Consider the following 11102-nt stretch of genomic DNA (forward strand, 5'->3'; position numbering starts at 1 on the left):
TGTTCCCTGTTGATAGTTTTCAGATATCGAAAGTGAGTTCGTCATGCTCGACGCCAGCACCCAAGCCCAATTGAAAAGTTACCTCGAACGCGCCACGCAGCCGATCGAGATCGTCGCCTCGCTCGACGACAGCAAGGCCTCGGGCGAGATGCTGTCGCTGCTGAAGGACGTCGCAGAAGCATCGCCGCTGGTCAAGCTGACCGAAAGCCGCGACGACAACCATCGCAAGCCTTCTTTCTCGGTCAATCGCCCGAGCGAGAACCACGGCCCGCGTTTCGCCGGCCTGCCGATGGGCCATGAATTCACGTCGCTGATCCTTGCGCTGCTGCAGATCGGCGGCTACCCGCCCAAGGTCGAACAAGCCGTGCTGGACCAGATCCGCGCGCTCGACGGCGACTTCGAGTTCGAGATCTACGTCTCGCTCACCTGCCACAACTGTCCCGACGTGGTCCAGGCACTGAACCTGATGGCGGTGCAGAACCCGCGCATCCGCACCACGATGATCGAAGGCGGCACCTTCCAGGACGAGGTCAAGGAACGCCAGGTGATGGCGGTGCCCACCGTCTTCCTCAACGGCACAGAGTTCGGCCAGGGCCGCATGAGCCTGGAAGAAATCCTTGCGAAGATCGACACCAGCGGCGTCGAGCGCGAAGCGAAGAAGATCGCCGCCAAGGACCCGTTCGACGTGTTGATCGTTGGCGGTGGCCCGGCTGGTGCTGCAGCCGCCGTGTATGCGGCGCGCAAGGGCATTCGCACTGGCGTGGCTTCCGAGCGCTTCGGTGGCCAGGTGCTCGACACGCTGGGCATCGAGAATTTCATCTCGATCAAGGAAACCGAAGGACCGAAGTTCGCCCACGCGCTCGAAGAGCATGTGCGCGACTACGACGTCGACATCATGAACCTGCAGCGCGCCAAGGCGCTGGTGCCGGGCAAGGACCTCATCGAGGTGCAACTCGAAAGCGGCGCCTCGCTCAAAGCCAAGTCGCTCATCATCTCGACCGGTGCGCGCTGGCGCAACATCAACGTGCCCGGTGAGCACGAGTTCAAGAACAAGGGCGTGGCCTATTGCCCGCACTGCGACGGCCCGCTGTTCAAGGGCAAGCGCGTCGCGGTGATCGGCGGCGGCAATTCGGGCGTCGAAGCGGCGATTGACCTGGCCGGCATCGTGGGCCACGTCACGTTGATCGAGTTCGACACGGCCTTGCGTGCCGATGCCGTGCTGCAGCGCAAGCTCAAGAGCCTGACCAACGTCGACGTGTTCACCAATGCGCAGACCACCGAGATCACCGGCGACCAGAAGGTCGACGGCCTGGTCTACAAGGACCGTGCGACGGGCGAGTTGAAGAAGGTGGCGCTCGAGGGCGTGTTCATCCAGATCGGCCTCGTGCCCAACACCGATTGGCTCAAGGGCGTGGTCGAACTGACGAAGCACGGCGAAATCGTCGTCGATGCCCGCGGCCAGACCTCGGTGCCGGGCGTATTCGCCGCRGGCGACGTGACGACCGTGCCGTTCAAGCAGATCATCATCGCGGCCGGCGACGGTGCGAAGGCGGCGCTCGGTGCGTTCGACCACCTGATCCGAACGTCGGCGCCGGCCGAAGAAGCGACCGCTGAGAAGGTGGCGGTTTCTGCCTGATCGTTGAAGCAAAAACGGGCGCAGGCGCCCGTTTCGGCGACGCAAGGAGCTATCAAATTGATAGCTCCTTTTTTTCTTGGGGCTCAGTAGTTCAGCCGCTCGGGCCGCAACTCCTGCAGGATCGTGGTCGCGATTTCCTCGATTGACTTGGTGGTGGTCGAGAGCCAGCGGATGCCGGCGCGCCGCATCATGGCCTCGGCCTCGCTCACCTCGTGCCGGCAGTTTTCGAGGCTGGCATAGCGCGAATCGGGCCGCCGCTCGTTGCGGATTTCGCTGAGCCGCTCGGGCTGGATCGTCAGGCCGAAGATCTTCTTGCGGTGCGGCATCAGCGCCGGCGGCAGCTGGCGGCGGTCGAAATCCTCGGGAATCAGCGGGTAGTTGGCCGCCTTGAGGCCATGCTGCATCGCCAGGTAGAGCGATGTGGGCGTCTTGCCGCTGCGGCTCACGCCTACCAGGATCACGTCGGCGCCCTGCAGGTCGCGGTTGCTCTGGCCGTCGTCGTGCTGCAGGCTGAAATCGATCGCGGCGATGCGGTCGTTGTATTCCTTGCTCTTGCTGACGTCGCTGAAACGGCCGATCCGATGGTTCGATTTCACGGCCAGCTCGATTTCCAGCGGCCGCACGAAGGTGCCGAACATGTCGAGCAGCATGCCCTTGCAGCCGGTTTCGATCACTTCCAGCACGTCCATGTTGGCCAGCGTGGTGAACACGATGGGCCGCACGCCCTCGAGTTCGGCCGTGTGGTTGATCTGCCGCACCGCCTGGTGCGCCTTGTCGACCGTGTCGGTGAAAGGCAGTCGGACGTGGCGCGGCTTCATCTCGAACTGAGCGAGCACGGCGTTACCGAAAGTTTCGGCGGTGATGCCCGTACCGTCGGAAATGAAGAAAACAGTGCGTGTATGCATGGTGTAGCTCTTGCGGCCTTGTCCTGCGGCGCGCGCGACCTTGCCACGCCTACAATCCGGGCCATTATCGGGATTCCGCTTTCCCAACCCCAATTCTTTCCATGCACACCGCGACCGCACCCAAAGCAACGACAACGATCGTGCCGCGCCGTCTGCATGCAGCACCGGTTTCAACTTCTGGAGCTTTCCCATGTCTGCACTTTTCGACGCGACCGCCCTGGTCGTACCGTTTGAAAACCTGAGAATGACCGACGTCGAGGCGGTTGGCGGTAAAAACGCCAGCCTCGGCGAAATGATCTCGCAGCTGCCGCAGGGCGTGCGGGTGCCCACCGGTTTTGCGACCACGGCGCATGCATTCCGCCAGTTCCTGGCCCACGACGGCCTGGCCGACAAGATCAGCAAGCGCCTGGCCGCGCTCGACACCGAAGACGTGCGCGCACTGGCCACGGCCGGCGCCGAGATCCGCGCCATGGTCGAATCCCAGCCCTTTCCGGCCGACCTGCAGAAAGCCATCGGCGAGGCCTTTGCCACGCTGAGCGCCGGCAATCCGTCCGCCTCGTTCGCCGTGCGTTCCTCCGCCACGGCCGAAGACCTGCCCGATGCCTCGTTCGCCGGCCAGCAGGAAACCTTCCTCAACGTGGTCGGCATCGAGGACGTGCTGCACAAGATGAAGGAGGTGTTCGCCTCCCTCTACAACGACCGCGCCATCAGCTACCGCGTTCACAAGGGCTTCGAGCACGACGTGGTCGCGCTCTCGGCGGGCGTGCAGCGCATGGTGCGTTCCGACCTCGGCGCGGCCGGCGTGATGTTCACCATCGATACCGAATCGGGCTTCGACCAGGTGGTGTTCATCACCTCGAGCTACGGCCTGGGCGAAACGGTGGTGCAGGGCGCCGTGAACCCCGACGAGTTCTATGTGCACAAGCCGACGCTGCGCGCCGGCAAGCGCGCCGTGATCCGCCGCAACCTCGGCTCCAAGCTGATCCAGATGGAGTTCGCGACGCCCGAAGAGAAAAAGGCGAGCGGCAAGCTGGTCAAGACCACCGACGTCAAGGCCGAGCAGCGCAACCGCTATTCGCTGAGCGATGCCGATGTCGAGCAGCTCGCCAGGTACGCGCTCGTCATCGAAGAGCACTATGGCCGCCCGATGGACATCGAGTGGGGCAAGGACGGCACTGACGGCCAGCTCTACATCCTGCAGGCGCGCCCAGAAACGGTGAAGAGCCAGCAGCAGGGCAAGGCCGAGCAGCGTTACAAGCTGCTGGGCAAGGGCGCCGTGCTGGCCGAAGGCCGCGCCATCGGCCAGAAGATCGGCACCGGCCCCGTGCGCCTCGTGCACAACATCAGCGAGATGGACAAGGTGCAGGCCGGCGACGTGCTCGTCACCGACATGACCGACCCCAACTGGGAGCCGGTGATGAAGCGCGCTGCCGCCATTGTCACCAACCGCGGCGGGCGCACCTGCCACGCGGCCATCATTGCGCGCGAGCTCGGCATTCCGGCCGTGGTCGGCTGCGGCGACGCGACCGACCTGCTGAAGGACGGCACGCTGGTCACCGTGAGCTGCGCCGAAGGCGACACCGGCTTCATCTACGACGGCCTGCTCGAAACCGAAGTGACCGAAGTGCAGCGCGGCGTGATGCCCGAGATCGACATCAAGCTCATGATGAATGTCGGCAACCCGCAGCTGGCCTTCGACTTCGCGCAGCTGCCGAACCATGGCGTGGGCCTGGCGCGGCTCGAGTTCATCATCAACAACAACATCGGCGTGCACCCGAAGGCGATCCTCGACTATCCGAACGTCGACAACGATCTGAAGAAGGCCGTCGAGTCGGTGGCCCGGGGCCACGCTTCGCCGCGTGCCTTCTACGTCGACAAGGTCGCCGAAGGCATCGCGACCATCGCCGCCGCCTTCTGGCCGAAGCAGGTGATCGTGCGCCTGTCGGACTTCAAGTCGAACGAGTACCGCAAGCTGATCGGCGGCAGCCGCTACGAGCCGGAAGAAGAAAACCCGATGCTGGGCTTCCGTGGCGCCGCGCGCTACCTGAGCGCCGACTTCGGCGAAGCCTTCGCCATGGAGTGCGAGGCGCTCAAGCGCGTGCGCAACGAGATGGGCCTCGTCAACGTGCAGATCATGGTGCCCTTCGTGCGCACCCTGGGCCAGGCCGAGCGCGTGACCACGCTGCTGGGCGAGCACGGCCTGAAGCGCGGCGAGAACGAGCTCAAGCTGATCATGATGTGCGAGGTGCCGAGCAACGCGATCCTGCCCGAGGAATTCCTGAAGTTCTTCGACGGCTTCTCGATCGGCTCGAACGACCTGACCCAGCTCACGCTGGGCCTGGACCGCGACTCGGGGCTCGAACTGCTGGTGGCCGATTTCGACGAGCGCGACCCGGCCATCAAGGCGCTGCTGAGTCGTGTCATCAAGGCCTGCAAGGCCGAGGGCAAGTACGTCGGTATCTGCGGCCAGGGCCCCAGCGACCATCCGGACTTCGCGCTCTGGCTGGCGGAAGAGGGGATCGAGTCGATCTCCCTCAACCCCGACAGCGTGATCGACACCTGGCAGCAGCTCGCCAAGCGCTGAATCCCCCGGATTGCGGAAATCCCCATGGGGGGATTCCCGCTACCCGAGGGTGATACTGAAACGAATTGCGTATTTGATGCCAGACTTGTGAGACTCACGGGCGTATCCCGGAAGGGAAGACCACCATGATTCTTGTGAAGACGCAAACGGGCCACCAGGCCCTGAAGGACCGCTCGGTCCCCCTGTCGCCGCGGCAGCGCTCGGCCTTCATCCTGTTCGACGGCAAGCGCTCGGTCGACGAGGTGCTGGCCAATGGCATGGGCATCGCCCGCGAAGACATCGATCAGATGGTCGAACTGGGTCTGCTGGAGCCGGCGGATGGCAAGGCCGCGCCACTGGCAGCGGGCGGCGCGCCCGAAACCGTGACGCCGGCCGCACCGGCGGCGGCACCGCCATCCGGCCGCAGCAGGCAGCAGCGTTACAAGGACGCCTATCCCATCGCCACCCAACTCACCGGCAGCCTGGGCCTGATGGGGTTCCGGCTCAACCTCCAGGTCGAGGGGACCACCAGCTACGAAGACCTCCTGGCGCTGGCGCCCAAGATCCGCGCCGCGGTCGGTCCGGAGAAAGCCGCCGCCCTGGACAAGGCCCTCAACGACTGAGTGCCCTTGCCGGAATGCGAAATACAGGGCTATAATCGCTGGCTTTGCCTTGCCACACTGCGCCCGACGCTGCAGGTGGCTTTTCCTCTTCCTCGGAAGAATCCACAAGGAGTGCCATGCGTCACTACGAAATCATTTTGCTGATCCACCCCGATCAGAGCGAACAAGTTCCGGCCATGCTGGAGCGCTACAAGGGCCTGATCACGGCCGGCGGCGGCAAGGTCCACCGCGTTGAAGACTGGGGCCGCCGTCAGCTGGCTTACCAGATCAACAAGCTCAACAAGGCTCACTACCTGTGCGTCAACATTGAAGCCGAACAGACCGTGATGGGCGAACTCGAACACGCGTTCAAGTTCAACGATGCCGTGCTGCGTCACCTCACCGTTCAGAAGAAGAAGGCCGACACCGGTCCTTCGTCGATGATGAAGACGGTCGAGCGCGAAGAAGCCCGCAAGGCCCAGCAGGCCGAATACGCCGCCAACAACAACTGATGGTGTGACTGCTGCCGCTGCGGCAACGGGGGTCAATCAGCTTTTGCTGACCGCCTCGGTTGCCGAACTCGGAGCCTTGCGATTCACGCCCGCCGGACTTCCTGCCATCGATCTGAAGCTCGACCACGAGTCGACGCTTCTCGAAGCAGGAAAAGCCAGACAGGTGAAGACGGCCCTCAAGGCCGTTGCCTTCGGCGCCATCGCCGAACGGCTCGCAAAGCAGTCGATGGGGAGTCTCTGGCGTTTTCAGGGCTTTCTCGCGACACCGGGCAATGGCAAGCATCCGGTCCTGCACATCCAGGATTTTCAGCAAGATTAATTTTCGACAAGAGGTCCCCAAATGGCCACGTTCAAGAAATTCAACAAAGACAAGCGCCCGAAGCGCAACACCCAGTCGCTGCTGTTCAAGCGCAAGCGCTTCTGCCGTTTCACCGTCGCTGGCGTCGAGGAAATCGACTACAAGGACATCGACACGCTGCGTGATTTCATCAGCGAAAACGGCAAGATCATCCCCGCACGCCTGACCGGCACGCGCGCGATCTACCAGCGTCAGCTCAACACCGCCATCAAGCGCGCCCGCTTCCTGGCCATGGTCCCGTACAGCGACCAACACCGCGTCTAAGGAGCCGACACCATGCAAGTCATTCTTCTGGACAAGGTTGTCAACCTCGGCACGCTGGGCGAAATCGTCAAGGTCAAGGACGGTTACGCACGCAATTTCCTGATTCCGTCGGGCCGCGCTCGCCGCGCCACCGCTGCCAACAAGGCCGAATTCGAAGCCAAGCGCGCCGAACTCGAAAAGGCTGCGGCCGCCAAGCTGGCTGAAATGCAAGCCCAAGGCGAAAAGCTTGCCGGTTCGACCGTCAAGCTCACGCAGAAGGCCGGCGTCGACGGCCGTCTGTTCGGCTCGGTCACCAACAGCGACATCGCTGAAGAACTGGGCAAGCAAGGCTACAAGGTTGCCAAGTCGCAAGTGCGCCTGCCCAACGGCCCGATCAAGGTTGTTGGCGACAGCACAGTGAGCGTTGCGCTGCACACCGACGTGGTCGTCGAGATCACCGTCACGGTCTACGGCGAAACCGCCTGATCGCGCGGCGCCTCGCGCGCTGCCACAGAAGCCGCCTCCGGGCGGCTTTTCTTTTTGTGCCTCCGGAGTTTTCCAGTGCGTTGCACCGGAAGATCACCGTTTATTCACAACCTTGTCCACACGCGCAGCACCGTGCGCGGCTTAGCATGCAGGGTTGCAAGGGAAGTCCATGTCCGCCGCTTTTTCCTATGCCGACGGCAATCCGTCGGCCGACCGCCAGATCGCCCAACTGCGCATTCCGCCTCACTCCATCGAGGCCGAATCGAGCGTGCTGGGTGGCCTGCTGCTCGACAACAGCGCCTGGGACCGCATGGGCGACCTGCTGGTCGACGGCGACTTCTATCGCCACGAACACAAGCTGATCTACGCGGCCGTCGGCGGGCTGATCAATGCCAGCAAGCCGGCCGACGTCATCACCGTCTACGAGCAACTGCAGAACCTCGGCAAGGCCGACGAGATCGGCGGGTTGGTCTACCTGAACTCGCTCGCGCAGTACGTGCCGAGCGCGAGCAACATCCGGCGCTATGCCGAGATCGTGCGCGAACGCTCGATCCTGCGAAAGCTCGTCTCCGCCAGCGACGAGATCGCCACCCAGGCCTTCAACCCGCAGGGCAAGGCGGTCGACAAGATCCTCGACGAGGCCGAGCAGAAGATCTTCAACATCGGCGAAGAAGGCACGCGGATGAAGCAGGGCTTCCAGAGCATGGATGCCCTGGTGGTCGAGCTGCTCGACCGCGTGACCGAGATGGCCGAGAACCCGAACGACATCACCGGCGTGCGCACCGGCTTCCATGATTTCGACAAGATGACCTCGGGCCTGCAGCCGGGCGACATGATCGTGCTGGCCGCGCGTCCATCGATGGGCAAGACCTCGCTCGCGATCAACATCGCCGAGCACGTGGCGCTGAACGAGGGGCTGCCGGTGGCGGTGTTCTCGATGGAAATGGGCGCCTCTCAGTTGGCCGTGCGTATCGTGGGTTCGATCGGCCGCATCGACCAGGGGCACCTGCGCACTGGCAAGCTCAGCGACGAGGAATGGCCGCGCCTCACCGAGGCCATCGAGAAACTGCGCACCGTGTCGCTGCACATCGACGAAACGCCGGGCCTGTCCACCAGCGAACTGCGTGCGAATGCGCGCCGACTGGCGCGTCAGTATGGGCGTCTCGGGCTGATCGTGGTCGACTACCTCCAGCTCATGTCGACCAGCATGGGTGACGAGAACCGCGCCACGGCCGTGGGCGAAATCTCGCGCGGCCTGAAGATGCTGGCCAAGGAGCTCAAGTGCCCGGTGATCGCGCTGTCGCAGCTCAGCCGAGGCGTGGAAAGCCGTACCGACAAGCGCCCCATGATGAGCGACTTGCGCGAATCCGGTGCCATCGAGCAGGACGCGGACATCATCATGTTCATCTACCGCGACGACTACTACGACAAGAACAGCAAGGAGCCGGGCGTGGCCGAGGTGATCATCAGCAAGCACCGCAACGGCCCCACCGGCACCATCAAGCTGGCGTTCCTCAAGCCGATCACGAAGTTCGAGAACCTGGCCGGCTACAGCCACAACGACCAGTACTGACGTTGCGCGGCGAGGGATGGCCCGGGGCTATTTCTGCTGCGCAAGCAACTTCGCTTCAGCCGCCTGTGCTTTCACCTGCCGCAGCATGTCGGCCAGCGTCTTGCCCGGCTCGTCGCGAAAGCGCTCGGGCAGCACGTCGACCGTGTCCATGCGATCGACGCGAAAGCCCCGGAAGTCATTGCGCAGCTCGCACCAGGTCGAGAGTGTCCAGACCTTGCCCCAGTAGAAGCAGCCGAGCGGCCGTACCGTGCGCTCGCTCGCATCGCCCGACACATCGCGGTAGCTGAGGCGCAGCTTGTGATGCGCCTGCACGGCCTCGCGCAAGGTCTGCAGCCGGGCGCCCATGACGTCGTCCAGGCCCAGCGCGGGCGCATAGAGCGCCAGCGCTTCGGCCGAAACGCGCGCGGCCGGCGGCAGTACCGAGAGGATCTTTCCCAGCCCCGTCTCGATGTCGCGCGCCAGCGCCGGATCGACCCAGCTCTGCGCGAGCCGTGCCGCGGCCACGAGCGCCGAGGCCTCGTCCTGCGTGAACATCAGCGGCGGCAGCTCGAAGCCCGCACCCAGCCTGTAGCCCACGCCGGCTTCGCCTTCGATCGGCACGCCCTGGTGCTGCAGGTCGGCCACGTCGCGGTAGACCGTGCGTTCCGACACCTCGAGGCGCTGCGCCAGGAACGCAGCCGTGGTGAGCCGCCGCCCGCGAATGAGCTGCACGAGCTGGAACAGGCGGTCGGCGCGGCGCATCAGCGTGTTCCGGAGAGTTTTTTCGCGAAGTCTTCGCCGTGCCGATCGCGCATCGACAGAGGAATCTCCTCGACGTTCGCCAGGTGGGGGTGGCTGCCGAGCTTGCCGTGCCAGCTCTTCTTGATGCTCATGAAACTCCGATGTGGATCGCCACCTTGTCCGGCCCCTCGTAGGCTTCGAAATCGCTGTGGTAGCGGCGCGCGATTGTCGGGTGCGCCTCGAAATACTGCCAGATGCGCTGCCAGGTGGCGATCACCATTTGCGGCATCTCGCCCTGGCCGGTGAAGACGAGGTAGTCGCCGGCTTCGACGGCCATGCCGTTTTCGCCGCCCGAGACGGCCACGCCCACGGTCACGTCGAAGGCGCCATGGGCGTCGGATTCGTAGGCGGAGTAGGCGCTGAAAATGCGACTGTCGCCTGTGCGATGGGGCGTCGATCCGTAGGTCTGCTCGCCGAAGAAACGCCCCCACAGCGCGCCGATACGGGCCGTTGCCGGGTCGTTCTCTTCGCGATTGGTGGTGCGGACCGTGAGGCCTGCGATCTGGAAGGCGTCGTGATGTTGGCGGACGGGCTCCATCTGGTTTTTCTCCTGCGTAGGTGGTGTTCGGGCCGGGCTGCTCAGAGCGCGAGCGTTTTCAGGTCGGCCTTCATGGTCCGGGCGATCAGTGCCATGTCGGCGTCGGTGACGTCGAGCATGCCGAAGCGGAATTTGTAGCCCCATTGCCTGGGGTTCTCGATGAAGGCCAGGCGTTCGATCAGCGGTGCGATGGGCGCCTCGTGCGCGGCCGCATAGACCACGTCGCGGCGCCAGGGGACAAAGCCATCGCCCATGTCGAATTCGTAGGGTTCGCCAGTCTGCACGATGCCGATCGACACGAAGCTCTGCAGCTTGTCCGTGCCTCCGAACACCGCGGCCGGCGCGTAGTAGGCCACGCGGTCGCCCGCCGAAACGCGCTTGAGCGGTCCCAGCTTGCCGTGGCCGACCTGCATGAAGCCGAGCGGTTTGTGGTCGCGTCCGCGCCGGGCATGCTCGGCGCTGGCAACGGCGATCCAGTTGCGCTGTGCCATGGCGGTTCAGGCGAGGGCGTGCAGGCCGACTTCGTTGCCCTCGGTGTCGCGCAGGTGGGCGATGAAGCCCATGCCCGGCGGCAGTGCAGACTTGGGCGCCACGATCTGCCCGCCGGCCGCCTCGATCCGCGCGAGCACGGCATCGATGCTCGGCATGCAGTCGAGGTAGATGCGGATGCCGCTGCCCGCGCCTGCGCTGGCATTCGCGCCGGCTTGCAGGGCGCCGCCGGTGGCGGGGTCGTCGTAGGGGAACACGGCGAGCGTCTGGCCGCCGAAGTTCTCGCGGCGCAGCTTGCGGCCGAGCACGGTTTCGTAGAAGGCCTGGGCGCGGTCCATGTCGTTGACGGGAATCTCGAACCAGCTGATGGCGTTTTGCATGAAGGGCTCTCTTTCGTTGCGTTGGAAGGAGCCCTGA

Annotated in this window: 14 protein-coding genes; 8 read left to right on the top strand and 6 right to left on the bottom strand. The window is 64.3% G+C overall.

The window, feature by feature from the left end; genetic code table 11:
- Positions 1-43 precede the first annotated feature (43 nt).
- The gene (gene ahpF / locus AC1DXX_RS27770) at positions 44-1636 is read left to right on the top strand and encodes an alkyl hydroperoxide reductase subunit F (RefSeq protein WP_478137432.1); all 1593 of its coding nucleotides are present in this window, start codon (positions 44-46) and stop codon (positions 1634-1636) included.
- Positions 1637-1719: 83 nt separating this feature from the next.
- On the opposite strand, the gene ppsR is transcribed toward ahpF, so the two are convergent.
- A complete protein-coding gene (gene ppsR / locus AC1DXX_RS27775; RefSeq protein WP_478137433.1) occupies positions 1720-2541 on the bottom strand; it encodes a posphoenolpyruvate synthetase regulatory kinase/phosphorylase PpsR in 822 nt (273 codons plus the stop codon).
- A gap of 190 nt (positions 2542-2731) precedes the next feature.
- Here ppsR and ppsA point away from each other — a divergent pair, with 190 nt between their 5' ends.
- From ppsA to dnaB, 7 genes are all read left to right on the top strand, one after another.
- Positions 2732-5125 (top strand): phosphoenolpyruvate synthase, encoded by a 2394-nt coding sequence (gene ppsA / locus AC1DXX_RS27780; RefSeq protein WP_478137434.1) that lies wholly within the window; start codon positions 2732-2734, stop codon positions 5123-5125.
- Positions 5126-5250: 125 nt separating this feature from the next.
- On the top strand, positions 5251-5727 hold the full coding sequence (locus tag AC1DXX_RS27785; protein ID WP_478137435.1) for a hypothetical protein: 477 nt from the start codon (positions 5251-5253) through the stop codon (positions 5725-5727).
- Positions 5728-5843: 116 nt separating this feature from the next.
- Positions 5844-6218, top strand: a complete 375-nt coding sequence (rpsF, locus tag AC1DXX_RS27790; RefSeq protein WP_198787691.1) for a 30S ribosomal protein S6 — start codon at positions 5844-5846, stop codon at positions 6216-6218.
- Positions 6219-6222: 4 nt separating this feature from the next.
- Positions 6223-6537 (top strand): primosomal replication protein N, encoded by a 315-nt coding sequence (gene priB, locus AC1DXX_RS27795; RefSeq protein ID WP_478137436.1) that lies wholly within the window; start codon positions 6223-6225, stop codon positions 6535-6537.
- Positions 6538-6558: 21 nt separating this feature from the next.
- Complete coding sequence (gene rpsR / locus AC1DXX_RS27800) at positions 6559-6840, top strand: 30S ribosomal protein S18 (RefSeq protein WP_007830781.1); 282 nt, start codon at positions 6559-6561, stop codon at positions 6838-6840.
- Between the two features lie 12 nt (positions 6841-6852).
- Entirely contained in the window at positions 6853-7305 is a 453-nt protein-coding gene (gene rplI, locus AC1DXX_RS27805; protein WP_478137437.1) for a 50S ribosomal protein L9, read from the top strand.
- Between the two features lie 169 nt (positions 7306-7474).
- A complete protein-coding gene (gene dnaB, locus AC1DXX_RS27810) occupies positions 7475-8878 on the top strand; it encodes a replicative DNA helicase (RefSeq protein ID WP_478137438.1) in 1404 nt (467 codons plus the stop codon).
- Positions 8879-8905: 27 nt separating this feature from the next.
- Here dnaB and AC1DXX_RS27815 read toward each other — a convergent pair whose 3' ends face one another.
- Genes AC1DXX_RS27815 through AC1DXX_RS27835 form a run of 5 tightly spaced genes read right to left on the bottom strand, consistent with a single transcriptional unit; the run spans position 8906 to position 11065 of the window.
- Positions 8906-9619, bottom strand: a complete 714-nt coding sequence (locus AC1DXX_RS27815) for a helix-turn-helix transcriptional regulator (RefSeq protein ID WP_478137439.1) — start codon at positions 9617-9619, stop codon at positions 8906-8908.
- On the bottom strand, positions 9619-9750 hold the full coding sequence (locus AC1DXX_RS27820) for a hypothetical protein (RefSeq protein WP_478137440.1): 132 nt from the start codon (positions 9748-9750) through the stop codon (positions 9619-9621). Before AC1DXX_RS27820 ends, AC1DXX_RS27815 begins: the two co-directional genes overlap by 1 nt.
- On the bottom strand, positions 9747-10196 hold the full coding sequence (locus tag AC1DXX_RS27825) for a GyrI-like domain-containing protein (RefSeq protein WP_478137441.1): 450 nt from the start codon (positions 10194-10196) through the stop codon (positions 9747-9749). Before AC1DXX_RS27825 ends, AC1DXX_RS27820 begins: the two co-directional genes overlap by 4 nt.
- Positions 10197-10237: 41 nt before the next feature.
- A complete protein-coding gene (locus AC1DXX_RS27830) occupies positions 10238-10687 on the bottom strand; it encodes an EVE domain-containing protein (protein ID WP_478137442.1) in 450 nt (149 codons plus the stop codon).
- A gap of 6 nt (positions 10688-10693) precedes the next feature.
- A complete protein-coding gene (locus AC1DXX_RS27835) occupies positions 10694-11065 on the bottom strand; it encodes a VOC family protein (RefSeq protein WP_478137443.1) in 372 nt (123 codons plus the stop codon).
- Positions 11066-11102 lie beyond the last annotated feature (37 nt).

Source organism: Variovorax sp. P4_B10, assembly GCF_056402375.1.